At 66.0% G+C, this 26,236-nt stretch carries 28 protein-coding genes; 13 read left to right on the plus strand and 15 right to left on the minus strand.

Features of this window, described 5'->3' with window-relative positions; genetic code table 11:
* Positions 1-219: 219 nt before the first annotated feature.
* Positions 220-405: a hypothetical protein gene (locus FGW20_RS11470; protein ID WP_301678228.1), complete on the minus strand. Its 186-nt coding sequence runs from the start codon at positions 403-405 to the stop codon at positions 220-222.
* A 109-nt stretch (positions 406-514) separates the two neighbouring features.
* Here FGW20_RS11470 and FGW20_RS11475 point away from each other — a divergent pair, with 109 nt between their 5' ends.
* The 8 genes from FGW20_RS11475 to FGW20_RS11510 all read left to right on the plus strand — a co-directional run bounded on the left by FGW20_RS11475 (position 515) and on the right by FGW20_RS11510 (position 7,943).
* Positions 515-1,681, plus strand: a complete 1,167-nt coding sequence (locus FGW20_RS11475; RefSeq protein ID WP_301678229.1) for a Fic family protein — start codon at positions 515-517, stop codon at positions 1,679-1,681.
* Between the two features lie 360 nt (positions 1,682-2,041).
* Positions 2,042-2,308, plus strand: a complete 267-nt coding sequence (locus FGW20_RS11480; protein ID WP_301678230.1) for a DUF8044 family membrane protein — start codon at positions 2,042-2,044, stop codon at positions 2,306-2,308.
* Positions 2,305-3,885: a hypothetical protein gene (locus tag FGW20_RS11485; protein ID WP_301678231.1), complete on the plus strand. Its 1,581-nt coding sequence runs from the start codon at positions 2,305-2,307 to the stop codon at positions 3,883-3,885. Before FGW20_RS11480 ends, FGW20_RS11485 begins: the two co-directional genes overlap by 4 nt.
* Entirely contained in the window at positions 3,866-4,687 is an 822-nt protein-coding gene (locus FGW20_RS11490) for a DUF4350 domain-containing protein (protein WP_301678232.1), read from the plus strand. The genes FGW20_RS11485 and FGW20_RS11490 overlap by 20 nt, the downstream gene beginning before the upstream one ends.
* Positions 4,680-5,651: an AAA family ATPase gene (locus FGW20_RS11495; protein WP_301678233.1), complete on the plus strand. Its 972-nt coding sequence runs from the start codon at positions 4,680-4,682 to the stop codon at positions 5,649-5,651. The genes FGW20_RS11490 and FGW20_RS11495 overlap by 8 nt, the downstream gene beginning before the upstream one ends.
* 2 nt (positions 5,652-5,653) lie before the next feature.
* Entirely contained in the window at positions 5,654-6,871 is a 1,218-nt protein-coding gene (locus FGW20_RS11500) for a DUF58 domain-containing protein (protein ID WP_301678234.1), read from the plus strand.
* Positions 6,871-7,158, plus strand: a complete 288-nt coding sequence (locus tag FGW20_RS11505; protein ID WP_301678235.1) for a hypothetical protein — start codon at positions 6,871-6,873, stop codon at positions 7,156-7,158. The genes FGW20_RS11500 and FGW20_RS11505 overlap by 1 nt, the downstream gene beginning before the upstream one ends.
* Positions 7,155-7,943 carry a DUF7982 domain-containing protein gene (locus FGW20_RS11510; RefSeq protein WP_301678236.1) on the plus strand — a complete coding sequence of 263 codons (789 nt, stop codon included), beginning with the start codon at positions 7,155-7,157 and terminating at the stop codon, positions 7,941-7,943. Before FGW20_RS11505 ends, FGW20_RS11510 begins: the two co-directional genes overlap by 4 nt.
* On the opposite strand, the gene FGW20_RS11515 is transcribed toward FGW20_RS11510, so the two are convergent.
* Both FGW20_RS11515 and FGW20_RS11520 read right to left on the minus strand, forming a co-directional pair.
* Positions 7,891-8,865: a DUF1616 domain-containing protein gene (locus tag FGW20_RS11515; protein ID WP_301678237.1), complete on the minus strand. Its 975-nt coding sequence runs from the start codon at positions 8,863-8,865 to the stop codon at positions 7,891-7,893. The two genes, FGW20_RS11510 and FGW20_RS11515, sit on opposite strands and share 53 nt — an antisense overlap.
* An 11-nt stretch (positions 8,866-8,876) precedes the next feature.
* Positions 8,877-10,046, minus strand: coding sequence for a hypothetical protein (locus FGW20_RS11520; protein WP_301678238.1), 1,170 nt, complete (start codon positions 10,044-10,046; stop codon positions 8,877-8,879).
* A gap of 86 nt (positions 10,047-10,132) precedes the next feature.
* On the opposite strand from FGW20_RS11520, the gene FGW20_RS11525 reads away from it, so the two are divergent.
* Positions 10,133-12,073, plus strand: coding sequence for a hypothetical protein (locus tag FGW20_RS11525; RefSeq protein WP_301678239.1), 1,941 nt, complete (start codon positions 10,133-10,135; stop codon positions 12,071-12,073).
* 22 nt (positions 12,074-12,095) lie between these two features.
* Here FGW20_RS11525 and FGW20_RS11530 read toward each other — a convergent pair whose 3' ends face one another.
* The 4 genes from FGW20_RS11530 to FGW20_RS11545 form a co-directional block, all read right to left on the minus strand.
* Positions 12,096-13,019: a prenyltransferase gene (locus FGW20_RS11530; RefSeq protein ID WP_301678240.1), complete on the minus strand. Its 924-nt coding sequence runs from the start codon at positions 13,017-13,019 to the stop codon at positions 12,096-12,098.
* A 61-nt stretch (positions 13,020-13,080) separates the two neighbouring features.
* Complete coding sequence (locus tag FGW20_RS11535; protein WP_301678241.1) at positions 13,081-13,740, minus strand: hypothetical protein; 660 nt, start codon at positions 13,738-13,740, stop codon at positions 13,081-13,083.
* Between the two features lie 69 nt (positions 13,741-13,809).
* On the minus strand, positions 13,810-14,088 hold the full coding sequence (locus FGW20_RS11540) for a DUF1294 domain-containing protein (RefSeq protein WP_301678242.1): 279 nt from the start codon (positions 14,086-14,088) through the stop codon (positions 13,810-13,812).
* A 116-nt stretch (positions 14,089-14,204) separates the two neighbouring features.
* Positions 14,205-14,384 (minus strand): rubredoxin, encoded by a 180-nt coding sequence (locus tag FGW20_RS11545; RefSeq protein ID WP_301678243.1) that lies wholly within the window; start codon positions 14,382-14,384, stop codon positions 14,205-14,207.
* A 90-nt stretch (positions 14,385-14,474) separates the two neighbouring features.
* Between FGW20_RS11545 and FGW20_RS11550 the strand changes: the two genes are divergently transcribed.
* A complete protein-coding gene (locus FGW20_RS11550; RefSeq protein ID WP_301678244.1) occupies positions 14,475-15,416 on the plus strand; it encodes a UbiA family prenyltransferase in 942 nt (313 codons plus the stop codon).
* A 37-nt stretch (positions 15,417-15,453) separates the two neighbouring features.
* Here the strand turns inward: FGW20_RS11550 and FGW20_RS11555 are convergent, their stop codons facing one another.
* From FGW20_RS11555 to FGW20_RS11570, 4 genes are all read right to left on the minus strand, one after another.
* On the minus strand, positions 15,454-15,771 hold the full coding sequence (locus tag FGW20_RS11555) for a cupredoxin domain-containing protein (protein ID WP_301678245.1): 318 nt from the start codon (positions 15,769-15,771) through the stop codon (positions 15,454-15,456).
* A gap of 114 nt (positions 15,772-15,885) precedes the next feature.
* On the minus strand, positions 15,886-17,388 hold the full coding sequence (locus tag FGW20_RS11560; RefSeq protein ID WP_301678246.1) for a PQQ-dependent sugar dehydrogenase: 1,503 nt from the start codon (positions 17,386-17,388) through the stop codon (positions 15,886-15,888).
* A 61-nt stretch (positions 17,389-17,449) separates the two neighbouring features.
* A complete protein-coding gene (locus FGW20_RS11565) occupies positions 17,450-19,600 on the minus strand; it encodes a PQQ-dependent sugar dehydrogenase (RefSeq protein ID WP_301678247.1) in 2,151 nt (716 codons plus the stop codon).
* A 33-nt stretch (positions 19,601-19,633) separates the two neighbouring features.
* On the minus strand, positions 19,634-21,640 hold the full coding sequence (locus tag FGW20_RS11570) for a DUF2298 domain-containing protein (protein WP_301678248.1): 2,007 nt from the start codon (positions 21,638-21,640) through the stop codon (positions 19,634-19,636).
* A 90-nt stretch (positions 21,641-21,730) separates the two neighbouring features.
* On the opposite strand from FGW20_RS11570, the gene FGW20_RS11575 reads away from it, so the two are divergent.
* The gene (locus FGW20_RS11575) at positions 21,731-22,582 is read left to right on the plus strand and encodes a ferredoxin-like domain-containing protein (RefSeq protein ID WP_301678249.1); all 852 of its coding nucleotides are present in this window, start codon (positions 21,731-21,733) and stop codon (positions 22,580-22,582) included.
* A 12-nt stretch (positions 22,583-22,594) separates the two neighbouring features.
* On the opposite strand, the gene FGW20_RS11580 is transcribed toward FGW20_RS11575, so the two are convergent.
* Positions 22,595-22,846 (minus strand): hypothetical protein, encoded by a 252-nt coding sequence (locus FGW20_RS11580; protein WP_301678250.1) that lies wholly within the window; start codon positions 22,844-22,846, stop codon positions 22,595-22,597.
* A 591-nt stretch (positions 22,847-23,437) separates the two neighbouring features.
* Here FGW20_RS11580 and FGW20_RS13385 point away from each other — a divergent pair.
* Positions 23,438-23,815, plus strand: a complete 378-nt coding sequence (locus FGW20_RS13385; RefSeq protein ID WP_367617950.1) for a HepT-like ribonuclease domain-containing protein — start codon at positions 23,438-23,440, stop codon at positions 23,813-23,815.
* Positions 23,793-23,987, plus strand: a complete 195-nt coding sequence (locus FGW20_RS11585; RefSeq protein ID WP_011845255.1) for a CxxC-x17-CxxC domain-containing protein — start codon at positions 23,793-23,795, stop codon at positions 23,985-23,987. Before FGW20_RS13385 ends, FGW20_RS11585 begins: the two co-directional genes overlap by 23 nt.
* 151 nt (positions 23,988-24,138) lie before the next feature.
* Here FGW20_RS11585 and FGW20_RS11590 read toward each other — a convergent pair whose 3' ends face one another.
* The 3 genes from FGW20_RS11590 to FGW20_RS11600 are packed head-to-tail and all read right to left on the minus strand — an operon-like array spanning position 24,139 to position 26,211.
* Positions 24,139-25,008, minus strand: a complete 870-nt coding sequence (locus tag FGW20_RS11590; RefSeq protein WP_301678251.1) for an ATP-binding protein — start codon at positions 25,006-25,008, stop codon at positions 24,139-24,141.
* On the minus strand, positions 25,005-25,856 hold the full coding sequence (locus tag FGW20_RS11595) for an ATP-binding protein (RefSeq protein WP_301678252.1): 852 nt from the start codon (positions 25,854-25,856) through the stop codon (positions 25,005-25,007). The genes FGW20_RS11590 and FGW20_RS11595 overlap by 4 nt, the downstream gene beginning before the upstream one ends.
* 13 nt (positions 25,857-25,869) lie before the next feature.
* Positions 25,870-26,211, minus strand: a complete 342-nt coding sequence (locus tag FGW20_RS11600) for a NifB/NifX family molybdenum-iron cluster-binding protein (RefSeq protein ID WP_301678253.1) — start codon at positions 26,209-26,211, stop codon at positions 25,870-25,872.
* Positions 26,212-26,236: the final 25 nt, after the last annotated feature.

Consider the following 26,236-nt stretch of genomic DNA (forward strand, 5'->3'; position numbering starts at 1 on the left):
CGAAGGTGCGAGTCGCGACGGGCCGAAGGGCCGGAGCGTGAGCACCGAAGGTGCGAGTCGCGACGGGCCGAAGGGCCGGAGCGTGAGCACCGAAGGTGCGAGTCGCGACGGGCCGAAGGGCCGGAGCGTGAGCACCGAAGGTGCGAGTCGCGACGGGCCGAAGGGCCGGAGCATGAGAAGCCGTCAGGCTTCGAGTGACGTAGTTCTTCCGTGAGCCCATCAGGACTCACCAGAAAAGAGCGAAAGAAGCCTTCTCCGGAACGGGAGGGCGCCGCCGGTAAGGCCGTTCTCATCCCGCTCCACGAAGTCATTCCAGTTCGCCTCAAACTCGGCGGCGATCTCCATAAGGCCTTCATGCAGATCCGGGGCAACTGCAAGCAGGCGGTGTGAGTGGAGTCCGGTCACCCTGCGCGCCACAACCCCCGCTAAGTAAAGAAAACTTAACGTAGATGACGATCCACCTCTCTAAGTAAACAAAAGTCAACTTAGAAAACACTCATCTCACAGGTGCACCATGCAAGAGAGTCGATCCGGGAATTTCGTCCACCAAAAAGGCGGCTACAACGCATTTATACCAAAGAGCCTCCCACCCGACCCACCGATCGTGTACGATGAAACACTACAATACCTCCTCTCAGAAGCCGACCGGGCGCTTGCAAGGCTCGACGGCATAGCGGTGACGCTCCCCAACCCCGACCTGTTCATCGCCATGTACATGAAGAAAGAGGCGCTGCTGAGCTCACAGATTGAGGGGACGGAGGCCTCGCTCAAAGGGGTCCTGGAGTTCGAGGCGAACCTGAAGCCGACGGAGAACATCAACGATCTCCGGGAGGTCGTCAACTACCTGCGGGCCATGGACAGCGGGCTGGAACAACTCAAAAATGCTCCGATATCCCTGGACCTCATCAGGGACATCCACTGCATCCTGATCAGGGGGACGCGGGGTTCGGATCGGGAGCCGGGCAACTTCCGGACCGTCCAGAATTACATAGCCCGATCAGGGGCAACCTCGATCCGGGATGCCGTCTTCGTGCCGCCACCCCCAGAACGCATTGAAGCCCTGATGCAGGACCTCGAAGCCTTCATCCTCGAAAAAGGCTCTATACCGCCGCTCATCAAGATCGCTCTCATTCACGCCCAGTTCGAGACCATTCACCCGTTCCTGGACGGAAACGGCCGTATGGGGCGGCTGCTCATAACGTTTTACCTTCGCTGGAAAGGGATCCTTGCAAAACCGCTCCTGTACCTCAGTATCTACCTCAAAAGGCACCGGGAGGAGTACTACCGGACCTTGAACGAGATCCGGACAGACGGAGCATGGGAGGCATGGCTCCGGTTTTTCCTGCAGGGAATCATCGAGGTCTCAAACGAGTCGATCGCGTCGACACGGGAGATCATCCGCCTGAAAGATAGTGTCGTCGATACGCTCCTCCAGCACGACATCGGTGGGGCGAACGCCGTAAAACTGGTGTACGCACTCTTCGATGAACCGATCATCACCACGCGGGAAGCAGCGGAGGTGCTCGGGGTGAGCGGGCCTACGGCATACCAGTTGATCGGGAAACTGGAGGAGATCGGCATCTTAAAGGAGATCACCGGGAAGCAGCGGTACAAAAAGTACATGTTCACGGATTGCGTCTCGATCATCGAGCAGGGGACTCGACCGCGCCCTGGAAGTTGAGATCCCACCAGAGTGCCGGATCTTTCGGGAGGGATACCCTGCCCGATAGCGATGCCAGCCGGATTCCATACTGGTGAGCGCGATGCTGATACAGAGCCGGCAGATAGCCTCCTGCTCCCGGGAATCTTCACGAGTAAACTCCCACCAAGTAAAGAAAACTTAACGTAGACGGGGGAAGCCCACTCTACGTAAACAAAGCTTAACGTAGAGGAACCCCGGAGGGTGGCCCGGGCATCCCGTGGGGACCCTCCAGATCAAGACCACCGCCCCACGAAACCGCCCGATTCCCCCCACCCCTCCGGAAGGGGAATACCACAGTTTCAATAGCATTATCACCCGTAGAGCCGAAAAATAATCAGGATGGCGGGTGCGAAGAAATACTATGCGGCGGCCGTACTCGCGGTCTGGCTTATCATCGTCACGTTCTTCATGGTCCTGAACCGCACGCTCGACCTCGAGGTCTTCTTCGTCCTCTCGCTGATCGGCCTCCTCGTCGTCGCCGTCCTGATCGACGGGGCGTTCTCCCGGCCGCGCTACATGCGCTACATCGGCTACCTCATCGCCGCGGGAGTCGCCCTCTTCGCCTACATCGTCGTAGAAAAAATCCTGGAGATCCTTGCCGCATGAACCGCCTGGCCTCGCACGCCATCCTCGCGGCGGCAGCCGCCCTTGTCCTCGCCCTCCTCGGAGCCCAGGCAGCCTCCCCGCTCCTCTACACAGCGGAAAACACATCGACCGGCGCCCACGCCGACCCCGCGACGATCGAGAAGCGCTCCCCGGGGGACGCCGACGCCCTGGTGCCCCTGATGGACGACCTCCTGGGAGAGACCGGGACACTGGCCCTCACGATCAAACTCAAGGACTACGAGAGCGCCGAGCGCGACCTCGCCCGCTACAACGAACTCTCGCAGCAGTTCGACCGGCTGGTCGTCAAACTGGACGTCAGCGGGACCGACATCGGCGAGTTCCAGCAGAACAACAGGCAGAACCAGGAAGCCCTCGAGACGCTCCTGAATGACAGCCGGCGGCTCGAAAACCTAAAACGGCTCGAGATAGAGGTCCAGGACGGCGAGCAGCGGATGGCCATCGCCTACGAGGGCGAGGCCCTCCGGCAGAAGATGCGGGAGGGGTTCTCCGCCTACGCCGGAAGAGAGCCCGCAACGACCCGGATCGCCGGGCACTACGACCTCAATGCCACCCCCTACCAGCAGAGCGTCGAGGACTTCGCCGAGGTCGCCGACGCCGCGGACGACCGGCAGACCGGCGGCACCACTGTAAAATCCCCGCTCAACGTCACGGTCACCCCACCCGAGGGGCGCTACGGGGACACCCTCCGGATCGCCGGCCGGTACGCCGGCGGTATCCCGGATACCCGGATCGAGGTCTACGTCGACAGCCGGGTCGCAGGTGCCGCCACGCTCGATGCAGACGCCGCCTACAACCACCCCTACCGGATCGGCCGGATCGCCGCCGGACCGCACCTCGCCTACGTCGTCGCGGGCAGGATCTACTCCGAGGTCGCAACGTTTGAGGTCCTCACCCAGAACACCACCCTCACCCTCGCACTCGCGGAGGTGAACCGGACGGCCGTCGCCTGCACCGGGAACCTCACGACCGAAGACGACCGACCGGTCGCGGGCGCCCCGGTCCTCATCAGGCGCGACGACGGCACCCTCGCCGCCGCAGAGACCGACGAGAACGGCACCTACAGGACAGTGCTCGTCCTCCCCGGCGGCGAGCACACCCTCCAGGCGAAGTTCCACGCCGCGGGCTACCCCCTGAACGCCTCCGAAAGCCCGGCAGAGACCGTCCAGGTCCGCGGAGAGGGGCTCTCCCCCCTCCCGTTCGTTGCCGCCATCGCGGCCGCCCTCGGGACCGGATGGTACCTCCGGCGGCGCCGGCCCGAGGAGGAGCCCGTCGCGGCACCAGCCCCGGAACCGGAGAAACCCCGCGAGGCCCCGCCGCAGGTCGAGATCGCCGGCCTCCCGCCCCAGGAAGCCGCGACCGTCCTCTTCCGGGCGCTGCGTGACCGGCTCGGGATCCCCGGGACGAAGACCCCGCGGGACTGCGCTCTCCTCGCCCCGGCCCACGCCGGGTTCTTCGAGCGCTACGAGCGGATCCGCTACGCCGGCGAGACCCCAACAGACGACGAACTCCGGGCGATGGAAGCCGAAGCCCGCGGAGGTGGCGAAGGTGCAGCGTGAGGCCTGGGCGGTCCTCCTCATCCTCCTCCTCGCCGGCGGCGCGGTGTACGCCCACGCCACCACCACCACCGAGGAGTTCAGCCGCTACAACGTCGGGTGGAACGGCACCTCGAACCTCGCCGCGGAGGAGGTCCGCGATCCGGGGAACCTTCCCCCCGGCGCAACCCTCCTCATCCTCGCGCCGGACGCAGCCTTCACCGCCGACGAGACCGGCTACCTCCGGGCGTTCCTCGACGGCGGCGGCCGGGTCCTCATCGCCGACGAAGAGGGCAACGCCAACCGGCTCCTCGCCGACCTCGGGAGCACGATGAGAGTCCGGCCGGGGAATCTCGCGAGCCTGGAACGGGGCCACGCCGACCCCGGGCTGTTCACCGGCTACCCCGTCGGGAACGCCACGATCTTTGCCGGGGTCGAGACCGTGCTCCTCAACCGCCCGGCGGCGGTCACCGGTGGCGAGCCCCTCCTCGAGACCTCGATCCTCACCTGGGACGATGGCGACCGCGACGGACGCGTCAGCGGCGACGAAACCTTTGCGCGACGGACGGTCTGCGCGCGGGAGGGGAACCTCACGGTGCTCGGCGACGCCAGCCTCTTCGTCAACGCCATGCTCGCCGAGAACCCGAAGTTCATCAACAATCTCCAGCCGGTCCTGATCGACGCCGCCCACAGCAGGACCGGCACCACAAACCCGATCATCAACGCCATAGCCCGGGCCCGGGAGACGCCGGCGGCCGCGGCCGCCTTCGCCGCCCTGGTCGTCCTGCCGGTGGCCTGGCACTTTGGGAGGAAGAGAGATGACTGACGATCTGACCACACGCATAGAAGAGATCAAGAACGCCTACGAAGATATCCGGGTGACCACCCACCAGATGGTCGTCTCGAACCAGCCTCTCATCGAGGAGATCTTCATCAGCATGATCGGCGGCGGCCACCTCCTCATCGAAGGGGTCCCCGGAACCGCAAAGACCACCGTCTGCAAGATCATCGCCCGGCTCATCGGCTACGAGTTCCGGCGGGTCCAGGGGGCCGTGGACATCCAGCCCGCCGACATCATCGGCGTCCGGATCTACGACCGGAACAGAAGCGAGTTCGTCCTCCAGAAAGGCCCGATCTTCACGAACTTCCTGATGATCGACGAGATGAACCGCCTGACCCCCAAGACCCAGAGCGCACTCCTGGAGGCAATGAGCGAGCGCCAGGCGACGATCGACGGGACGACCTACCCGCTCCCGGACTCCTACTTCGTCATCGCCACCCAGAACCCCCACGAGATCGAGGGGACCTTCCCGCTCATCGAGGCCCAGCGCGACCGGTTCATGTTCAGCTCGGTCCTCACCCACCTCGACGGCGAAAACGAGCTCGAGATCCTCCGCCGGGAGCGCGACGGAGAGCTGGACTGGAAGATCTACCAGAACCGGATCACCCCCGTCCTCAGCCCCGCGAAGGTCCAGGCCATGGCCCGGACCGTCCAGGAGGTCCGGGTCGACGAGACCGTCCTCGCCTACATGCGCGACCTCGTCTCCGCCACCCGGTCCCACGGCGACATCCGGCTCGGCGCGAGTTCCCGTGCCTCGATCGCCTTCGTCCGGGGCTCGAGGGTCCGGGCGGCCCTGAACGGCCGGAACTACGTCATCCCCGACGACGTCCGGGCCATGGCCCTCCCGGTGCTGCGCCACCGCATCCTCCTCTCCCGCGAGGCCGCGATCACCGGGATCACGGCCGAGGCAGTCATCGCCGGGATCACCGAGAGCGTCGAGGTGTCGTAGGGATGATCCGGCCGACCCGGATGAGCGGGGGCGTCGCCGCCCTCGCCCTCGCCCTCACCGTCACGGCGCTCCTCCTCGCAAACCCCGCCGCGGCCCTCGCCGCCGGCTCCCTCGCCCTCTTCCTCCTCTGGCGGGGCTGGCGGTTCGAGCAGGACCTCGCGGCCGCGGCCGCTTCCCTCACCGTGGCCCGCGAGGTCGACCGGACGATCCTCCGGCAGGGGACGACCGCGACCGTCCGGGTAAGGGCCGATCTCGCCGTCCCGGCCGGGATGGAGATCCGGGTGCGCGACCTCCCGCCGGCGGTCGCGACCGGCGACGCCCCCCGCTCCCCGCCGGGGAAGGCGGCAGCCTACACCCTCCGGTTCATGGCGCCGGGGGAGACCGCGTTCGGTGGAGTCGTCATCACGGCGAGCGACGCCTTCTTCTCCCGTAACCTCGTCTGCCGCCGGTTCGATGCCCCGCAGATCCGGGTCTTCCCCGCCGGAACCGCCGAGAACGGAAAGGGAACGGGCGCCGGCAGCGGCGACGCCGAGGTCGACCGGCGGGCCGCGCTCGCCGGCCAGGGCATCCGCGGGTTCCGGCCCTACCTGCCGGGCGACGACCCCGGCCGGATCGACTGGAAGGTCACCGCCCGGCACGACGCCTACTACGTCCGGGAGCCGGCCGGGCTCGAGGGGGGCTCGCCCCTCATCGCCGTCGACCTCCCGGCCCGGGCCGGGGACCCGGAGACATTCGCACGGTTCTCGATGGCCGTCTCGGGCGCCGTCGAGGGGGCGATCAACGCACGCGACGGCTGCTCGCTCCTGGTCGTCGCCGGGGGCGAGGTCGTCCGGTTCCTCCCCCGGACACAGGATATCCGTGAAGCGTTCTCGGCCCTCGGCGGGCTCGCGCCGCTCGAACCCCGCGCCCCCCTCTACCGGGCGCCGGGACCCGCCGTCCTCGCGGCCAGGGCCCGGGTAGCCGGCCGCGGGGAGCGGCTCGGCACCATCCTCGCCGCGTTTGCGAAAGAGAGCCCCGCGCCTTTCGCCGCGGCGGTGCGGGCGGCGCTCGGCCGGGCCGATGCCGCAGAGGTCCGGGTCTTCTCCCTCCTCCCCGCGGGCGACAAGAGCCACCTCCTCCAGATCGTCCACGAGGCGAAGGTCCGGGGGATGCGGGTCGTCCTGAGGGCGCCCGACGGCGCCGGGGCCCTCCCCGGGATCGACGCCGTGGAGGTGCTCTGATGGAGCTCGACCGAACATTCCTCCTCCTCTGCGGGGGCGAAATTCTGGTCGTCGCCGCAGGCAACCTCGCAGTCGCCCTCGTCCTCCAGGTGACCGTCCTTGCGGCGTTCCTCGGCGACCGCCGGGGCTACCCGGTCTTTGCAGCCGGAGCGGCCGCCTTCGCCGCGGTCCTCTACGCTGCCAGTATGATCGCCCTCCTCGGCCTCGCCGTCGCCCTCGGCTGCGGCTATCTCGCCCTCACCCTCAAGGACTACCGGCTCACGCTCCGGGCAGGAGGGCGGGCATGACCAGGAACAACCCCTACCGGGGAGCCTTCCTCCTCATCCTCGCCGCCGCCGGCCTCCTCACCCTCGCGGCCGTCACCGGGCGGGGGGACATCACCACCGCGACGGTCATCCTCGCCGGCACCGGGTGTTTCATCGCCGGGGTCTTCCTCCTCGCGCTCCACAAGGGCGAGCCCATCGACCCGGAGATCGCCGCCCTCCTCCCGGTACAGGGGACGGTCACCATCGCCACCCTCTGCGCCGACCTCGGCGTCCAGGGCGACGCCTGGTTCGTCCCGGACGAAGGGACGGTCATCGAGATCATCCCGGTCGCAGGGACCCTCCCGGAGAATATCGGGGACGACTACTCCTACATCACCGAGGACGGGCAGTCCGCCGTCAGGATCGCGCCGACCTGCGCCCCCCTCCTCGCACGGTTGAGAGAGAAGCACGCCCTCGAGATCCCCGAAGAAGAGGACGCCCTCCTCGCGTGCATCGTCGAGGTCTGCGACGACCTCCTCGAGATTGCAAACACAAGCGCCGTAAAGGACGGCGAGAACATCGTCGTCACCCTTGCGGACTACCGGCTCCTCCCCGGCTGCCGGGCCGTCCGGGCGGCCTCGCCGAAGTGCTGCACCATGGTCGGCTGCCCGGTCTGCAGCCTCCTCGCCGCGATCGCCGCCCTCGGGACAGGACAGCCGACGAAGATCGAGCACGCCGGCGTCGACGAAAAAAGAAAGACTCTTAGAGTTATCCTCAGGCCGGCCGGACCCGCACCCAGAGGTGCAGGTCCCGGTAACTCGCGTTGATCCGGTCCTCGCCCGTGACCGCAGGGCCCGGGACCGTCTCGTTGAAGAGCAAGAACTCGATCCGGTTGTAGTCGGCCGACGGGACCGAGAACTCCCAGGGCAGTTCGGAGGTCTCGTTGTGGGGGACCGTCAGGGTGAACCGGTCGAGCCGCTCGGCCGCGTGGACGGTCGAGGTGTTCGTCGCGGGATCGAAGGTCTGGTTGAGGGCGAAGGCCTCGACCGTGTAGGGGACCTCCCGGTACTCGTGGTTCCCGACCCCGATGATGAGCGACTGCGTCGAGCCGGCCGCAAAATCGGCCGGGTAATCCGCGGCCTTTCCCCCGGGGCCGAGGATGTAGAACTCGGTGAAGTGCTCGCCTTCTTTTGGCACCGCGATGACGTAGGCGGTCGTCGCGATCGCCACGACGATCGAGAGCACGAGGACGACGGAGAGCGCCCGGTCGAGCCGGGGGGCCCCGGGGTCGTAGAGCTCGGCCCACGCCGCACCGAGCATCGCCCGGGCCGGGACCGTGAAGCGGTCGCCGGCCGGGAGGAGGAGACGCCGGTACCAGGCGATCAGGGTCATCGCGAGGGTGAAGACCGTCAATGACGCAAGGATCGGGTCGAGCCGGATACCCCAGGGGGTGTAGTTCAGCGCAAGCCCGATGAGGGGGACGACGGCGATCGAGAGCCCAAACGAGAGGGCGACCCGCTCGATCCCGTCGAGATCCCCCCGGGAAGGGAAGAGCGCCGCGATCAGGGCGTAGCCGGGGATGAAGAGGACCATCGCCACGCCGAGGAGGATCCGGAGAAAACTCTCGTTCAAGACCGGGACGTAGACGCAGGCGAGGGTCGCGACCGTGAAGGCGGCGACGGCAACGAGGTCGCCGGGGATATCCCCGGCAGCCTCGAGGATCAGGGGCTGGTGATCTTCGGTCGTCATGAGTCGGTCTGTTAGACCTTTCTCTTCCTCCCAAGCATCATCAAGATTGCGAGAGCGGCGAGGGGGAGGAGAGGGGCGACCGGCGCGGCGGTCGGGGTCGTCGTCGCGGAGGTTGCCTGAGTCGCCGTCTGGGTGGGCGAGGCGGCGGTAACGGTCGCCGTCGCGGTCGGCTCCACCGCAGGTGTGGCGACGAGGAGGACGTAAGACCCTGAACGGGAGACCGGGGCCGTGATCCGGTCGCCCTCGACCTTCGACGGTACCGGCGTCCAGGCGCCGTTCTCGTAGCGGGCAAGGGTTGCCGTCGCGTTCACCGAGGGGAGGCGGAAAGAGAGGACCGCAGCGGGGCTGAACTCCCGGCCCTCCGGTGTCACGGCGTAGGCCTTCCCGTCCGGGGACCAGCCGGTGGGAACGGTGCCCTGCGTGGCGACGGCGAGAAGCCCGGCGCCCTCGAGATCGGTCCCGGTGAGGGATGCCTTCCCGTCGGCCGAGGTCACCGTCGCGGAGCCGGGGGTGGGATTAGTCGAGCCGCCGTTACCACCGCTGCTGCCCGGGGAGGAGGTGGCGGTCGCCGTTGCCGTCGGTGTCGGGGAGGAGGACCCGATGGTGACCGCCCGGGAGAGGGCCTCTCTTCCGTCGACATAGACGGTGACCGTCGCGGTGCCGTGCGTGATGCCGTCAATAGCAAAGGAGATCCGGCCGTCGTCGGGCCCCGTCTTGACGCCCTGCATCGTCACCTCGGTGACGACGCGCTCGGTCGCGGGCGCGGCCCTCCCATCGAGGGTGATCGCCGAGTAGGTGCCGCTCGAGATGTTGTAGTTCTGGGTGGTGCGGAACTCGCCGTTCGCGTCGGCGCTGTTGCTCAGGCTCGCCGAAGCCCCGTCCGGCATCTGCACGGACAGCCCGGTCCACTCCGTGCCGCGGCTGTAGGCGCTCACCTCACCCGAACCGAGGGAGAAGGGAAGGACGAGGTCGCGAGCCGTAAAGGCAAACGTGTCGCCGGGGTTCACGTCGAACTCCCCGCGGATGGCGAACGAGAACGCAGCGCCGTCGGGAAGGCTGTTTATATCCACGTTGACTGTGTCCCCGGGGTCGATCCTCTCGGGGGAGATGCTGATCGTCGCCGCCGATGCGGCCGGGATCAGGAGAAGCAGCAGAAGTAAGAGTGCGCCGGGTCTGGACATAAGAGATCTCCTTTTTTTATTAAGCAAAGTATAGGTGGCCGTTTGAAATAAAAAGACTTATCCCGCGACAATAGAGAGTGAATCGTATGACCCATAAGAGGAGCGTTCTACTCCCGGGTATCATCATCGCCCTCCTCCTCCTCATCCCTGCGGCGGCCGCTGCCGGAGGCGGGGAGATCTACATTACGGGAACGATGGATGACGCCAGGGAGTACAAACAACTGTGCATCCGCACTGTCGATGCCCTTGACCCGCTGGACGTGGACTGCACTCTGGTGACTCTCGGGAGCACCGAGACGGGCGACCTTGGCGAATTCGAGTACCCGCTCTTCGGGAACATCGTCCGTGAGTTCGATCCGGCGAGCGGCACCTACCACGGGGTGCACGTGACCGTGATACAGGAGAAGACCGTCGACGGGCGCACCATCCCGTGCGAGTACCGGTTTTACATCAAACGGACGATCCCGAGCTTCACCGTGGACGTCCCCGGAGAGACCGGCAACGTCCTCCTGATCAAGGCCCCGGAGAACCTTCCCGAAGGCGCCAATTTCACCGAACTCTTCAAGGCCGCGACGAAAGAGGGCTACCTCTTCAAGAACGACGCCATCATCTACATGAACGAGACGGGGTTCACGGCCTACGGCTCCATCTCCAGTTCGGACTACTATGAGAACGATCTCGCCTACACGCTGAACCACAACGAAGTCGGCCTCACCGGCTTCACCACGGACAGCAGCCTTGCGCGGAACATGATGGACGCGAGGGCCTACACGCGGCCCGAGGCCGGGGAGTACCTCATCGCGGCGGTGCAGTACGACGGCGCCGCGGAGACGATGCACGTCCTTGCCGCCACGCCGGTCCTCATCCTCGACGGGAACCAGGCCGTCGCCTGGGACGGCGGCGACCCCTACTACCAGGACCAGAACAAGGACGTGAACGTCTCGTTCAGCGGAGGCGTGGACAAGGTCGCCTACGCCCTGGTCAAGAAGGATACGCGGTACGGCCTCGATATGGAGGTCGATACCATAGAACTCGCCAAACAGCCTATTCCGACCTCGGCGGCCGATCTGGTCTCGATCTTAAAGACGATCAGCGGCGAGGCGGGCCCGGTCACCTACGCCCTGACCGTGGATGGTGTCCCGACTGAAATCAGCAGTGGCTCCGGATTCGCCATCGCCGAGGGCTACGGCTGCTCCGGGGATGCGGATGCGTCGAAGGTAACGATCCCGGCCGCGACCCTCAAGAACCTCGAGCCCGGCACCTACGACCTTTACGCCATGGGTATGCAGGGTGAGAAGGTCGTTGCGCTCGACCAGACGGACGTCTGCATCGCCGCTGTGGCCCCGACCCCGACACCCACACGCCGCCCCGGCGGCGGCGGCGGTGGCACCCCCACGGATACCTACACCGGGAGCGGCACCCTGAAGATCAACAGCGCGGGCACGGTCCTCAAGTCCGTCAAGATTAACGCCGAGGACGGCATCGGAAGCCTGCTCATCCCGATCGGCACGGAGGCCCTCGACGCAGGCGGCAACCCGCTCACCGAGATCTCCCTCATCCCCGTCAGCAACGACACGGCACCCGCATTCCCGAGCGGAGCAGCGTTCCAGTTCGCCGGCTACGTCTACGAGGGAAGCCCCGGCGGCGCCACGTTCGCCCCGGCGATCACCCTGACGCTGGAGATCCCCGAAGAAGACTGGAATGCGCTCGACCCCACCACCCAGAGTCTCACAGTGAAGTGGTACAACACGGAGACCGGCGAGTGGGAGGATGTCCCGACGACCGTCAACCCGAGCACCCGGACCGTGAGAGCGACCATAAGCCACTTCAGCACCTTCGCGCTCTTCACCGAGCCGGTGACGACGGCCACGCCGACGGATACAGCAACCCCGGCAACCCCGGCAACCCCGACGACGCCTGGCGACGAGACACCCGATGAAGGACTGCCCTTTACGACGATCCTCGTCATCGTCATCGCCGTCGTCATCATCGCAGCGGCTGGCTACTACTTCATGACGAAGAAGTAAAGCGCCCCACTCTTTTTTTTCGTCAGGCCGAAACGGCCGCGTAGATGAAATAGATTACAACAAGCGCCTGGAAGGCGAAGTAACCCTTGATATTCGCGACAGCGTAGGGAAGAGCACACGCCCGTTCCGCACACCGGTGCGAGAACCCCCAAAGAGCAATCCCGAGCGGGATGAGAGATATGAGCGCCACCGGCCAGAAATCCACGGGTGCGAAGAAACCGGTGAGGGCGAAGACGGTGAGCGCCGCGGTCGCGAGGGATGCCGCAAGAGCAATGAGCGAAAAACCGAAGACGCGGCCCCTCCGGACGACGAGCGTCCGCTTCCCCCCGGCGATATCGCCTTCCCGGTCCGGGATCTCGACGCTCGTGATGAAGACGAGCCCGTAGAGGCAGAGCGGGACGGCGAAGACGAAGAAGGCAGCATCCAGCGTTCCTGCCGCGACGAAGTAGCCCGCCCCCGGCATCAGGAGGCCGAACGTGATCATGTTCGTGACCTCGCCGAGGTTACGGTAGGCAAGCGCAATCGGCGGCGCCGTATAGAACCAGCCGAGCAGGTTGCCCGCGATGCCGAAGCCGAGGAAGACGATAGGGTAGGCGTAGACGGTCACGAAGAAGTAGCCGATCAGAACCGAGACCGCCATCAGGGCGACGGCCACCCGGAGCGCGGCAGGTTTCAGGCCCGGGTTGGCGGCGAGGACACCGCTCCCCCCGGATATCGGCGTCGTCTCCACGAACCGGTCGGCGTCGGCGTCGAAGTAGTCGTTGCTATAGTTGACGGAGAGGTGCGCCGCCGCCATGGCCGCGTAGCCGACGAGAAACTGGGCCGGGGTGAACCGCGCCCCGAGGAGAAACGCAAGGAGCGCCCCGGCGGTGAACGGGATAAAGCCCGAGAGGAGGAAAGGGTACCGGCCGAGCCGGATGAAGTCGCGGAGGGCACGGGTATCCATGGACGAGTCTCCCGCCGCGGGATAGGGGGAACGGCTATGTATACTTTCCGGGACCGGTCTTCTACCTCTCCTGGTTGCACGCGAGGAGCGGCGCTGCACGCCCGAGCGCTTCGGTGCCCCCCTCGATGTAGATGAGGCCGAGGACCGCCCGGGCAAGGGTCTCCTTCTCCCGGGCGGAGGTCCCCGCGGCCCGGCGGGGATTGCCGCGAAGGGTTATCCGGCTCTCGTGGAGTCTCCACCGGTCACAGAGGGCCGCGACATCTTCTCGCGGAACGTGCAGGCCGGAGAGAACCTTCAACCGCAGGGTGACGTCGGCGATGAGGCCGAGTGCTCGGGCGTCGTCGGAGAGATTCCCGAGCAGAGCCAGATCCACCGCCGGGACAGGGAGCGCTTCCTCCGGGAACCCGGCAAGCACACCCGAAAAGAGCCGTTTTGTGGAGGGATCCATCAGGATCCGGGCGACCCCGTCCGGGCCGCGGAAGGTGTGCCCGGTCTCCTGCTCAATGCGGGGGATGGTCTGCCGCGCCACCCGGTCGATCTGCACGACCAGATGATCGGTCTCCCGGATCCATCCCCGAATCCGCCGGAGCCGCCGCGATCGGCGGGCCGAACGCCGGTGGGTGAGGAGGAACTCCAGGCGGTACTCCTGCGTGAGCCCTTCCTGCAGCGCCGCCAGGGTCTCCTTGAGCGGGCGGGAGAGCGGCCCGTACTCATACGCCATACGATATGGTGAGACAACTGAGAGATTATACCTTTGTCTTCATGTAAACCCTTAGTCGTTGATTAGGGGTCATACAAGACCCGTAACAAGCGCGGCGGCGAGCACGAGGTGCAGGCAGAGGAAGACGGGAACGAGCCAGAAGAGCGGCTTCTGGGTCTTGTGCCGGAAGGCACGCATCGCGGCAAAGGCGCCGAACGGCCCGAAGAGCGCGATACTAAGAAGCGTCTTCTCCGGCGTCCTCCGTGCATTCTTCTTTGCAAACGTTTTGTCGCGGTAATACGCGATGAACGAAACCGCGTTCACCAGAGCATAGATTGCCAGAGCAGCGCCCGGCAGTATGGTATCCATCGTTGAGAACTCCCGCTGATTGCCCCGGTTCCCGGGGCTATAGCAGGGTACTCTACGCTCCCGGCCTTTTTATGCGGTTTTTTCCGGTTGTGCTTCTGCCCCGGGCCCGGGACGGTTCAGAGCCCGAGCCGCGCGAGAGGGGAGGCGAAGACGGAAAACCTGCTCTTCTCCGCAAGGCAGACCGGGCAGCGCCAGTCTTTCGGGAGGGCTTCAAACGCGGTTCCCGGCGGGGCGTCCACATCACCGGTCTTCTCGTCGTAGATATGCCCGCATATCGAGCAGCGGTAGGTCGTCATGGTTGTGGGATGAACCGGCTGCAGGCTTAACCCTGTCGCCGGGCCTGCAATGCTTCTTGAACCAGGACAGAGAACTCATGAAGTACCACCATGAGAGAGACGCTCGCGGCGCTCGCCGACCTGACCCGGGCTCATTTCTTCTTCGTCTGGCCCCTGCTCTTCTGCTCGGGACTGATGCTGGCGTTTCAGAACTACGGCGGGTTCTCGTGGGAACTCCTCGGCCGGGCGGCGCTGATCGGCCTCCTGGGGTTTGAAGCCGGGTTCGTCCTGAACGATTACGTCGACCGGGAGTATGACAGAAGAGACGTCAACGACTCGCTCACCCGCTACTGGCGGCCGTTCGGCGAACGGCCGATCCCGGCAGGGAAACTCTCCCCCCGGACGGCATTCGCCCTCTTCCTCCTCCTCGCCGGCCTCGCGGCCGCGCTCGCCGCAACCCTGCCTTCGCCGCACAACCTCTACGTCCTCGGGATCATGGGCTACTCCTACCTGGTCGAGTACTTCTACCAGACAAAGAAGCGGGATCAGAAGATCCCCATCGCCCAGATCGTCGGGCGGACGGACTTCGCGCTCTTCCCCGTCGCCGGCTACCTGGTCTACGGGAACCCGGACGCAACCGCTCTCCTCTTCTTCCTCTTCTTCTACCCCTGGACGCTCGCGCACCTCGGGGCCAACGACATCGCCGATATCGAAAACGACCGCGCCCGGGGGATGGCGACGATCCCGAATCTGACCTTCGGTCTGACCGGGTCGGCTCCGGAGGACCCGACGCCGGTCCTCTACGGGATGAAAGGCGCGGCCGCCTGGGTTCTCGGCTTCTCGGCCATTCACGCCGTCACGGCGCTCGCCTTCGGCCTCACGATCGGGCCGGTAACCCTGGCCGGGTTCGCGGCGGGGATCATGCTCCTCGGGGCCGCAAACTACCTCATCCTCCGGGGGAAGAGCGCGGACGCGGCGATGCGGGCGCTCCCGCTCATGCACGCATCGCTGCTCGTCTACGCCGCGGCGATCATCGCGGGTGCCGTGCTTTAGACCCGCTCCGCTTCCTGACGCTCACCGGCGGTCCCTCCTACGCCACGATGAACGCCCCGTGCATCGCAGGATGGACGTCGCACCGGAAGAAGTAGTTTCCCGGGGTCTCGGGCGCCGTGAGGACGTAGGTGGCGCGGGTGGGGCCCGTGACGATCTCGCCGACGAAGACCGCTTCGGACACGGAAGAGTCCGTGTAGATCGCGACGTTGTGCGGAACCCCATCGTCCCGGTTGTCGAACTCGATCGTCACCTCCGCGCCTGCGGGAACCGTTATCGTCTCCGTGCTGAAACCGAAGTTCTCGGCCGCGATTGCGACGGTCACCCTCGCGACGGCGCGGGCCGCTTCCGGGGTCACGCCCGCACCCCCGCGACCGATACCATGCCTGCGGTCATCTGTACCATGGGCCCCACCGGGCGGCCGGGAGGCATAAAGGTTGTCCCGGCCGGCACCGGGGGGCACAAAGCCCCGCTACGCCCGAAAAGGCGCGGCTGCATTCCCCGGGACGACCTTCCAGACCCTCCCGGTCGCGGTGGACGGATCCGGCCCGGCAACGCCGGTCGTGAGGACGTAGAGTTCCGACTCTTCATCCTCACCGAACCCCAGGAGGAAGGCCTCTCCCGTGGGCGTCACGTTGAGCCTCTGCACGCTCCACATCGCAACGTCCCCGGCCGTGAGGTTCGCCGCAGAGTCCGGGAACGCCGATGCGTTCCACCCGGGCGGGGGCGTCGCGGCGAGCAGGATGACGTCACCGGGGATGAAACCGTCGCTCCAGTAGCCGAAGACGTAGCGTCCAGAAAGCTCCGGGAGCGCCGTGCCGTTGTAGACCCGGCCGCCGACGATGACGTCACCCAGGTCACGCCCGCCCTCGATGATCGGGCCGACCAGAGGCTCTCCGAGATGGCCGACGGCCTCGCAGGCCATCGGGGGCGTCTGGAAGTCAAAGAGGTCGAAGCAGTGGGTTCCCTCCCGGAGGCGCCACCCGTAGTTGCCGCCGCTCACCACAAGCGAGACCTCCTCAAAGAGGTTCTGGCCGGCGTCCGCCACAAAGAGGTTACCGGCGTCGTCAAACGAGATGAAGGCCGGGTTTCGGAAGCCGTAGGCGTAGACCTCAGGCGGGACGCTCGTGTTCTCGACGAACGGGTTGTCCGACGGGATACCGTAGAGGGTGCCCGCCGCCGTCCGGGTAGCGTTCTCCACGTCAATCCGGAGCACGCTGCCGTAGATGTTTGTGAGATCCTGGGCGTTCCCGATCTCCGGGGTGTGGCCGGTGCCGCTGTCGCCCGCTCCGCCGCCGTCCCCGAGCGGCACGTAGAGGTAACCGTCACGGGGGTTGAAACCGATGCTCCCGCCGTTATGGGTGGGCTGCGGTTTGTCGATCTCGATCAGAATCTCCTCGGAGGTCATGTTGACCCGGTCGGGGTTCGTGGGGTCGACCCGGAACGCAGAGAGGCAGTTCGTGCTGTCCCAGCCATCAGGCGCCTCCTCGCGGAGGGGCGCGGTGTAGAACACAAAGACCCGCCCGTTCTCCCCAAACTCGGGGTGGAAGGCGATCGAGAGGAGACCGCGCTCGTCGAACGTCGGGTTGAGGTCGGCCATGCGGTCGCGGACGTCCAGGAACGGTTCCTCGACGAGGGTGCCGTTCGGAGCGATGATCGAGACCGTCCCGACCTGGTCGACGACAAAGAGCCTGCCCGAATCGTCGCCGGCATCCGTCAGCATCAACGGCGCGACGAGACCTTCGACCACGGGCTCGAGGCTCACGTTGAACGTCTCCCCGGCAAGCGGGGTGGTCGAAGTGCCGTTTTGGTACTCCGCCGCGTAGGGTGACCCGGCGTTCGTCAGGTCAGCGGCCGGGACGGTCGCGTTCTCTGTGAGATCGGTTCCACCGCCCGGGTGCACCCCGGCCCCGGCAACGCCTGCCAGGGCGAGGAGCACGAGAGCGGATACCAGGATTGCGGTTATTCGTGCCATAACGGTTACTCCGCCTGCGCCAGAGCAATCCCCCGGTGCGCTCTAAAAAGGGAGGGGATCTCTACTCAACAACGAAGTCGCCGTCCATCGAGGGGTGGACGTCGCACCGGAAGTAGTAGGTGCCGGGCTCCTCCGGCGCCGTGAAGGTGTAGGTCACCTCCGCCGGGCCGTCGATGATCTCGCCGACGAAGATCTCCTCGGCAGCGGTTGAGTCGGTGTAGACCGCAACGTTGTGCGGGATACCGGTATCCTGGTTATCAAAGACCATCGTCACGTCCGCCCCCGCCGGGACGGTGATGGTGGATGTGTTGAAGGCGATGGCTTCGGCCGCGATCCCCATCGTCACGTTCTGGGTTCCGGGGGCGGGGGTGGTCGTCACGTTCGCTGTTGCGGCCGGGGTTGTGGTCACATTCTCGGTCGCGGCCGGGGTGGTCGTCACGTTCGCTGTTGCGGCCGGGGTTGTGGTCACGTTCGCTGTCGCGGCCGGGGTGGTCGTCACGTTCGCTGTCGCGGCCGGGGTGGTCGTCACGTTCGCTGTTGCGGCCGGGGTGGTCGTCACGTTCGCTGTTGCGGCCGGGGTGGTCGTCACGTTCGCTGTTGCGGCCGGGGTTGTGGTCACACCCGCACCCGGAACCACCGTCACGTTCTCGGCCGGCGTCTCCGTCACGTTCGCCGGGACAATCTTCCAGACCGCCCCGGTCGCGTTCCCGGTGTCCGGGCCCGCGTCTTCGGACGTGAGCGCGTAGAGTTCCGCGTCCGCGTCCTCACCGAATCCCAGGAGGTAGGCGTCCAGGGTTCCCGTGGGCGTCACGTTGAGCCTCTGCAGGCTCCACATCGCAACGTCTTCGGGAGTGAGGTTCTCCGCGGAGTCCGGGAACGCCGACGCATTCCACTCCGCCGGGGGTGTCGCGACGAGCAGGGTGGCGTTCGCGACGTCAAAGCCAGTGCTCCAGTAGCCAAAAACATAACGTCCAGAAAGGTCCGGGAGCGCCGTGCCGTTGTAGACCCGGCCGCCGACGAAGACGACGCCCAGGTCGCGGCCGCCCTCGATGACGGGGCCGATCAGGGGATCGCCGGAAGAGCCGTTTGCCGGGCAGGTCGCCGGGGGCGTTTCGGGATTCTCCGGGTCGAAGCAGTGGGTTCCCTCCATAAGCCGCCACCCGTAGTTGCCGCCCTTCGTGACGATCGAGACCTCCTCAAAGAGATCCTGGCCGGCATCCGCCGCAAAGAGGTTGCCCTCCGCGTCGAACGAGATATAGGCCGGGTTCCGGAGACCGTAGGCGTAGATCTCAGGCGGGACGCTCGCGTTCCCGGCGAAGGGGTTATCCGCCGGGATCCCGTAGAGCGATCCCGCCGCCGTCGTCCAGGTGGCGTTCTCCGGCGGCTCCGTCACGTTCTCCGCGGTGACGTTGTCCACGTCGATCCGGAGCACGCTGCCGTAGATGTTTGTCAGATCCTGGGCGTTCCCGATCTCCGGGGTGTGGCCGGTACCGTTGTCGTTCGCCGCGCCGCCGTCGCCGAGCGGCACGTAGAGGTAGCCGTCACGGGGACCAAACGCGATGCTCCCGCCGTTGTGGTTGGACTGCGGGTTGTCGATCTCCATTAAGATCTCCTCCGTGGTCGCGTCGACCCGGTCGGGGTTCGTGGAGTCGACCCGGAACGCAGAGAGGCGGTTCGTGCTGTCCCAGCCATCAGGCGCCCCCTCGCGGAGGGGCACGGTGTAGAACGCAAAGACCCGCCCGTTCTCCCCGAAGTCGGGATGGAAGGCGATCGAGAGGAGCCCGCGCTCATCATACGACGGGTTGAGATCGACCATGCGGTCGCGGACGTCCAGGAACGGCTCCTCGACGAGGGTGCCGTTCTCGTCGATGATCGAGACCGTGCCGACCTGGTCGACGACAAAGAGCCTGCCCGAATCGTCGCCGGCGTCCGTCAGCATCAGCGGCGCGACGAGGTCTTCGACCACGGGCTCGAGGCTCACGTTGAGCGTCTCCCCGGTAAGCGGGGTGGTCGAGGTGTTGTCCTGGAACTCCGCCGCGTACGGCGACCCGGCGTTCGTCAGGTTCGCGGCGGTGGCCGTTACATTCGCCGCATCTGGAGCGGGCGTCTGCGTGAGATCGGTTCCGCCGTTCGGGTACACCCCGGCCCCGGCAACACCTGCCAGGGCGAGGAGCACGAGGACGGATATCATGACTACGGCTGTTCGCGTCATGGGCCCCTCCTGTCGGGGACGAGCATATAAACGTTACCCTACCCGTTCGTAGATCCTGACACCCCCCTCGTCGTAGATGAGACGGAGCCCCTGGTCCGGCAACCGGACGTCGTAGCGTTCGTGCTCGGGCTCGCCGACGTAGAGGAGGGTTGCGTTGTACTTCTCCATGAGCGCAAGAGATCTCCCGGGATCCTCGTAGATCGCCCGGATCTCCGCCGGGCGCTCCGTGTACCAGGCCCCGTTCCCGCGCCACGTCAGTTCGTGGCCGATCTGCCCGAGGATCGTCGGGATGCCGGTAAACGACGAGACCCTCGAGTAGTAACCGTAATCCCCGTTCTCCGCCTCGACGATCCGGTGGTCGCCCGGAAGCGTCCGGAGGAAACTGATCGCCGCGGCCTCCCCGGGCCGCGTGGCCTCGAGGTAGGCAAGCCCGTCCAGGGTGTGGTAGCCCGCCGGAGGATACTCGATCCCGAGAAGCCCCCGGCCGATATCGATCTCGAGAGCGACCGGGGCGGCGACGAGAGCGATGGCTGCGGCGAGCGCCAACCACCGGGTCGCTGGTACCGATCGGCGGCCCGCAAGCCAGCCGGCGGCGAGGAGGAGGGCGCCGGTGCCGAGCAGGATCCAGGCGTCGAAGTAGAACTTGAAGATGGTGTTGAACCGGCTGTAGTCGCCCCCGAGCATCTCCTCAAAGTAGAAGACCTCGCAGAAGGCGAGCACCGCAAGACCGGCAACGCAGAGGAGGGTCGGGAACGAGCGCTCCCGGCGGAGAAGAAGGAAGGTGAGCGGCACCAGGAGGATGGCGAGTGTGGCGTAGCCGGCGGCGAGGGGTGGGAGGGCGACGGCGAGCGCCACCGGGACCCGCCGGATATCGGGGGCGACGGCGGCGTAGATGATCGCGAGGAACCCGCCCCAGACCGCGAGGAAGGCAAGCGGGTCGGTGGGAGGGAGGCCCCACCCGATCCCGCCGATACCCGCGGGCTCGAGGTGCAGGTAGTAGGGGAGGTAGACGAGGAACGCGATCGCGGGGACCGCAACGGCGGCGGCAAGGGTGGAGCGGTCCCGCTCGGAGAGGATGAGCACGAGGAGGAAGGCGGCGACGATGGGGCCGTAGACAAGCGCGTCCCAGGAGGAGAGGAGCGGCATCGAGCCGATGGAGAGGGCCAGGAGGAGGGCGAGGGCCCCACGCGCCCGGAGCTCGAGCCCGCCCCACCGGCACCATGCAACCCCGAGGAGGAAGATGAGGAAGACCTGGTTGAAGACGGCCATCTCAAAGGCATGGACGTTGCCGAGGAAGAGGGAGAAGACCGGGAACTCGACCCGGCCGCCGGGGATGATCCAGTTGGTGTCCTGGAAGGCCGAATAGATGTCGCTGCCCGCGGCGAGGAACCAGGGGATTGACGGCGGGACGAGGAGGAGGGCCGTGAGGGGGAGCCACCGCCACCGCGAGAGAAAGAGGTGGCCGAGGGCGTAGAGCATGACAAACGCCGTCCCGTAGACCGTGGCCGGGATCAGGTTGAAGGCCACCTCCGACGGGATGGCGGTGACGATGGCGAGCGAACCCATCAGCCAGTGGCCGAGGTAGTAGTAGACCGTGAGGCGCCCGCCCGCAAACCAGGGATCGAGCGGCGGCACCACGGGCTCGCGGATGATGCTCGCGATGAAGGCGTGGTTCATGTACTGCTCGCTGAAGTAGCCGATGGGCGGGTTTGTGAACCGGACGGCAAGCGCAAATAAAAAGCCGACGAGAAAGACCACGTCCCAGAAAAGGAGGCTCTTGATCTCCTTCAGCCGGTAGTCGCCCCGCCGGATGCCGTATACGGCAAGGCCGGCGAAAATGAGGAGGGCGAGGGCGACCGGGACGCGGAGAAGGCCGCAGTACCAGGTCGCGAGGGCGAAGAGGAGGAGCGAGGCCGGGTAGGCCGCCGGGTAGGCAAAGTCCCCGAGTGCCGGGCGGAGCCGGGGCCAGAGAGCCATCTGCAGTCCTTTGAGGAGCCCGGCCCAGAAGAGGACGTCGGACGCCTGCAGGATGAGGTCCACGGCCTGTTATCGGGGGCCCGGGTATATGCGGTTTGTGTCTCCCACAGGGATGATTTAACCAGGGGTCCCGCCATACCACTCAGCCAGGATATGACCGAGAGAACGAAGGCCAGGAAGCAGGGGATCATCCGCCTCCGGGAGAAGGGAAACGTCGCCGTCCGGGGAAAGGTTCGCGCCGGCGTGATGACTGCACCGCAGATGGCCGCGGTATCCCGGATCGCAGAGGAGTTCGGAGACGGTACGGTCGGGCTGACGGCCCGGCTCAACGTGGAACTCCCCGGCATCGACCGGCGGGACGCGGGAGTGGTTGCAGAGCGGCTCCGGGAGGCAGGGATAGAACCGGGGAGCACCGGGGCGACCCTCCGGTCGGTCGTCGCCTGCAAGGGCACCGTCTGCCGGCACGGGTGTTACAACACCCAGGGGCTCGCCCGCGCGATCGAAGAGCGATACGGGGGATGCGACCTCCCCCGGAAACTGAAGATCTCCGTTGCGGGGTGCCCGAACAACTGCGCAAGGGTTCAGCTCAACGATATCGGGATCATGGGGAGGCGGTTTCCCCTCTTTGCCGATGAATGCGAAGGGTGCGGGGCGTGCGAGAAGGTCTGCCGGGAGGGAGCCGTCCAGGTCGTGGACGGCAAGGTCCTCTTCTCGGAGGAAGCCTGCATCGGCTGCGGCGACTGTATCACAATCTGTCCGGCAGATGCGATCGGTGTCGCTTCGGAGGGACTGCGCTTCTTCCTCGGCGGGAGATCGGGCAGGGTGCTCCGGGTCGGCACCGAGGCCGACGGCCTCATCACCGAAGAAGAGGCGGTCGCGATCGTCGGAAGGCTGCTCGGCTGTTTCCGGGAGAACGCACTGCCGGGCGAGCGGTTCGGGGAGATGATGGAGCGCGTGGGAAGAGAGACCGTCTTTGCAGCCGCCGGGATGAGGCCGCGGGAGTGAGCGGGATTCCGCTCACTGCGGTGCCTTTGTGCTCCGCACACCGTAAGACTCTCTCCCATCCCCGCCCCAGTCCCCGCACTCGGTGACGACCATCCATGTCTCCCGGATCCCCTCCTCCAGCCGCATGATCCGGGCGGTTCCCCCGAGGCTCTCCTCGACCTCGAAGAACTCCCGCGCCTTCTGCTCGTTGAACGGGCCGTAGCGTTCGATGCCGCCGCGGTCGCCAAGAACCTCGACCCGGTACTTCAGTCGGGAACCATTCATCGTCATTCACCAGATGGGAGAATCGCCTGCAACTGCATAAACCTTGGGGGCACCGGCCGGAGAAACGGTGAACAGTCCCTTCACCTATACCTCTCAAGGAGGGGCGGATAAATGCCGCAGAGACCGGAGGATACCCCCCTATCCTCATGCAGTGGACCGTGGTGACCTGCGCACCTGACGATTTTCTTTGGTTGCATCTGGCACGGATTTCATGGGGACTGCGCACCTTCGGTGCTCGTGCTCCTGCCCCCGCACCGAACGGTGCTCCAGCTCCGTTCCAGAGGAACGTCGCACCTTCGGCCAGTCGCATATCGCCATGGGGGCGGGGCTGACGGGGAGGGGGTCTCCCCCTCCCCTGTCTCCACCATACAGGGATCAGCCTACAACCCCACCCCACCCGGCCTCCGGCCTTCCTCCCCCGCCCCGGGGGGGCGGGGGCAGTCATGGCGGTTGCGATGCCCCTACGGGACATCGCTGGAGAAGACCGAAGATCCTGGACGTGCGATGGACACAACATCCGGAGCACGAGCATCGCCAGATGCGCAACCCGGTGGAAAGCCGTGCCTCTGAGTTCCCCCTGACTGCAGCCATCTGGAGCACGCGGGTTTCAACAAGGCCGTTATCCACCATTATTTCGGCGTCGACCTTGAGACCATCTGGTTCACCATTAAGCGGCAAATTCTCAAACTCCAGGCTCTCCTTGCGGCAACGGCCGGCGAGATATCCTCTGGAGACCACCCACGCATGCCCGTTCCAACACCCACACAGCGCGGGACTTCCCGTATGAAGGAGAAGCAACCCGGCAACCTTGCTCTCCGGGCCCGGATTGCATCTCATGCGGGCAGGCCGGCAGATCGCCGGGGTAAGATCTCGATCACCCCCCAGAGGCCGATGAGCTACAATATATACTATCCAGTCATATCTCTACAAGCAGTGTTCTATCTGCATGAGCAATCCAATGGATTATAACAGAGGAAACAGAAATTTCGGTGGACCGAGGAACTTCGGCGGCCCCCGTGAAATGACGAAGACCGTTTGTTCAGACTGTGGGAAAGAGTGCGAAGTCCCCTTCAAGCCGACCGAAGGCAGACCCGTGTATTGCCAGGACTGCCTCCCGAAGCACAGAAAACCCCGGTTCTAAACCAATACATTCTTCTTTTTCGAGAATCGTTAGAGTGAGTCTCCGATTGAGATCGGAGAGCCACGAGACAGTCTTGCCGGATCACCGGCAACACCCAATTCCTCCGGAGCGGAGCGTCCCGGGGTACCGTGACAACCCCGGGAGAACGGGCTCACCGGAGCCCGAGTTCAGAGAAGAGATTGTCCCGGAGCGCCCGGAGAGCATCCGTCGCCGCCGAGTCGCTCCGGGTCACGGGGCGGCCGTTCCGGACGGCGTCGACCACCGACGAATCGAACGGGATCTTCCCCGCCACCACGATGCCTTCCTTCTCGCAGTAATCCTCGATCCTCTTGCAGATATCCTCCGCCAGATCGAACCGGTTGATCGCGACAAAGATCTGGACGTCGAACCGGCGGCAGACCGTCACCAGCCGCTCAAGATCGTGGAGCGCCGAGACCCCCGGCTCCGTGACGATGAGGACTGCGTCCACACCGCTGATCGTCGCGATCAGCGGGCAACCTATCCCCGGCGGGCCGTCGGCGAGCAACAGATCGGCGCCGTCCGCAAGGCCCGTCGCCCGTTTCCTCACCTCGGAGACGAGCAGTCCCGAGTTCCCCGAGCCCGGGAAGAGCCGGGCATGGGCGAGGTTGCCCCGGTCGGTCACCGAGGTGTAGATCTCGCCGCAGACACGCTGTTCCATCCGGGCCGACCCCGTGGGGCAGACATAGGTGCAGACGCCGCAGCCCTCGCAGTGCAGGGGATCCACTTCCCAGGCATCGTTTCGGCGCACGATCGCCCCGAACCGGCAGTGGTCCGCGCATATGCCGCAGTCGCGGCACTGTTCCAGGTCGATCCGGGCCACCTCGAGCCCCCGGAACTCTTCCGTCGTGAGCCGCCGGGTATCGAAGAGGAGTTCCAGGTTCGCGGCGTCCACGTCGCAGTCGGCGAGAACCTGCGGCACAGTACTGATATCCGCAAGCGCCGCCGCCACCATCGTCTTCCCGGTGCCGCCCTTGCCGCTCACGATCGCAAGCCGGATCATGGGCTCACCCCCACAACCTTCACGACCGCTTCAAAGAGATCGGCGAACCGCTCCTCCCACCCGGGAAGATCGCGGCAGATAAGCCCTCCCCGGTTCTGGACGGCGGCAATCTCCCGCGAGAACGGGATAGTCATAAGAATGGGAAGCCCACGCTCCCGGCAGAACTCAAGGGTCTCCTCGTCCCGGCCGTCGCTACGGTTGATCACAACACCAGCCGGGATGCCGGTACTCTCCACAACCTCGGCCGCGAGGCGGAGATCGTGCAGCCCGAACGGCGTCGACTCCGTCACCAGGATGCAGGCATCGACCCCCTCCAGCGTCTCGATCACCGGGCAGGCGATCCCCGGGGAGGCGTCGTAGAGGATGAGCGGGTGCCCCTCCGCGAGCAGTTTTGCCACCCGTATGACCGTCGGGGCCATCACCTCCCCCTCGTTCAAGACGCCGCTCACCAGGGTGAGGGACGGGAGAGGGCAGGAGCACGCCACCCGGCCGATGGTGCGCGGGACTTCCTTGATCGCCCCCTGCGGGCAGACCAGGGAGCAGCCCCCGCAGGAGTGGCAGAGCTCAGGGAAGAGGATAACGCGGTCTTTGAGGACCGAAAGCGCCCCGAATCGGCAGAACTTCCCGCACTCACCGCAGAAATTACAGCGGGCGGGATCGATCTCCGGGACCGGGGTCGTCACCGGCACATCCTCGGCAGAGCCCGGGAAGAAGAGGTGGAGGTTCGGTTCCTCGACATCGCAGTCGACGAGCACCACCTCGCGGGACCGGGAGAGCGTGCAGGCGAGGTTCGCCGCCACCGTGCTCTTCCCGGTGCCGCCCTTCCCGCTTGCAATCGCGATTTTCATGCTGAATCCCGGTTCAGGCGAGAGGGAGCAGCTGCAGGTTCCCGGCGGTATACTCCGCGAGGGCATCGGCCACGCTGCCGCTTCCACGGTAGGCGTAGGCCTTGATTCCACCCATCTCAAGGGCCCGGGCGGCATTCCCGCCGACCTGACCGGTGATGACCACCGTCGCGCCGTGCTCCGAAAACATCTGGACCGCCCGGGGTCCGACCCCACCGGCAGCGTCGACGAGAGGGTTTTCGATCGATTCCGCTTTCCCCGTCTCCGTGTCGACGAAGACGAAGTAAGGTGCCCGGCCGAACCGCTGCTCGACCGGGGCATCCGTGCCTGCTGCACGTGCCGTTATACCGACTATCATCCTGATACACTCCTCTGGTGACTTT

This window comes from Methanoculleus methanifontis, from assembly GCF_030464365.1.
Lineage (GTDB): Archaea > Halobacteriota > Methanomicrobia > Methanomicrobiales > Methanoculleaceae > Methanoculleus > Methanoculleus methanifontis.

What these genes read in the sequence shown, in the direction of transcription:
- FGW20_RS11540 (WP_301678242.1), bottom strand. Translation starts at nt 14,088, where the DNA reads ATGGATACCATACTGCCGGGCGCTGCTCTGGCAATCTATGCTCTGGTG.
- FGW20_RS11590 (WP_301678251.1), bottom strand. Translation starts at nt 25,008, where the DNA reads ATGATCCGGCTTGCGATCGTGAGCGGCAAGGGCGGCACCGGGAAGACG.
- FGW20_RS11525 (WP_301678239.1), top strand. Translation starts at nt 10,133, where the DNA reads ATGACCCATAAGAGGAGCGTTCTACTCCCGGGTATCATCATCGCCCTC.
- FGW20_RS11530 (WP_301678240.1), bottom strand. Translation starts at nt 13,019, where the DNA reads ATGGATACCCGTGCCCTCCGCGACTTCATCCGGCTCGGCCGGTACCCT.
- FGW20_RS11505 (WP_301678235.1), top strand. Translation starts at nt 6,871, where the DNA reads ATGGAGCTCGACCGAACATTCCTCCTCCTCTGCGGGGGCGAAATTCTG.
- FGW20_RS11600 (WP_301678253.1), bottom strand. Translation starts at nt 26,211, where the DNA reads ATGATAGTCGGTATAACGGCACGTGCAGCAGGCACGGATGCCCCGGTC.
- FGW20_RS11595 (WP_301678252.1), bottom strand. Translation starts at nt 25,856, where the DNA reads ATGAAAATCGCGATTGCAAGCGGGAAGGGCGGCACCGGGAAGAGCACG.
- FGW20_RS11510 (WP_301678236.1), top strand. Translation starts at nt 7,155, where the DNA reads ATGACCAGGAACAACCCCTACCGGGGAGCCTTCCTCCTCATCCTCGCC.
- FGW20_RS11475 (WP_301678229.1), top strand. Translation starts at nt 515, where the DNA reads ATGCAAGAGAGTCGATCCGGGAATTTCGTCCACCAAAAAGGCGGCTAC.
- FGW20_RS11560 (WP_301678246.1), bottom strand. Translation starts at nt 17,388, where the DNA reads ATGGCACGAATAACCGCAATCCTGGTATCCGCTCTCGTGCTCCTCGCC.
- FGW20_RS11495 (WP_301678233.1), top strand. Translation starts at nt 4,680, where the DNA reads ATGACTGACGATCTGACCACACGCATAGAAGAGATCAAGAACGCCTAC.
- FGW20_RS11480 (WP_301678230.1), top strand. Translation starts at nt 2,042, where the DNA reads ATGGCGGGTGCGAAGAAATACTATGCGGCGGCCGTACTCGCGGTCTGG.
- FGW20_RS11515 (WP_301678237.1), bottom strand. Translation starts at nt 8,865, where the DNA reads ATGACGACCGAAGATCACCAGCCCCTGATCCTCGAGGCTGCCGGGGAT.
- FGW20_RS11565 (WP_301678247.1), bottom strand. Translation starts at nt 19,600, where the DNA reads ATGACGCGAACAGCCGTAGTCATGATATCCGTCCTCGTGCTCCTCGCC.
- FGW20_RS11500 (WP_301678234.1), top strand. Translation starts at nt 5,654, where the DNA reads ATGATCCGGCCGACCCGGATGAGCGGGGGCGTCGCCGCCCTCGCCCTC.
- FGW20_RS11575 (WP_301678249.1), top strand. Translation starts at nt 21,731, where the DNA reads ATGACCGAGAGAACGAAGGCCAGGAAGCAGGGGATCATCCGCCTCCGG.
- FGW20_RS11545 (WP_301678243.1), bottom strand. Translation starts at nt 14,384, where the DNA reads ATGACGACCTACCGCTGCTCGATATGCGGGCATATCTACGACGAGAAG.
- FGW20_RS11585 (WP_011845255.1), top strand. Translation starts at nt 23,793, where the DNA reads ATGAGCAATCCAATGGATTATAACAGAGGAAACAGAAATTTCGGTGGA.
- FGW20_RS11535 (WP_301678241.1), bottom strand. Translation starts at nt 13,740, where the DNA reads ATGGCGTATGAGTACGGGCCGCTCTCCCGCCCGCTCAAGGAGACCCTG.
- FGW20_RS11580 (WP_301678250.1), bottom strand. Translation starts at nt 22,846, where the DNA reads ATGAATGGTTCCCGACTGAAGTACCGGGTCGAGGTTCTTGGCGACCGC.
- FGW20_RS11550 (WP_301678244.1), top strand. Translation starts at nt 14,475, where the DNA reads ATGAGAGAGACGCTCGCGGCGCTCGCCGACCTGACCCGGGCTCATTTC.
- FGW20_RS11485 (WP_301678231.1), top strand. Translation starts at nt 2,305, where the DNA reads ATGAACCGCCTGGCCTCGCACGCCATCCTCGCGGCGGCAGCCGCCCTT.
- FGW20_RS11520 (WP_301678238.1), bottom strand. Translation starts at nt 10,046, where the DNA reads ATGTCCAGACCCGGCGCACTCTTACTTCTGCTGCTTCTCCTGATCCCG.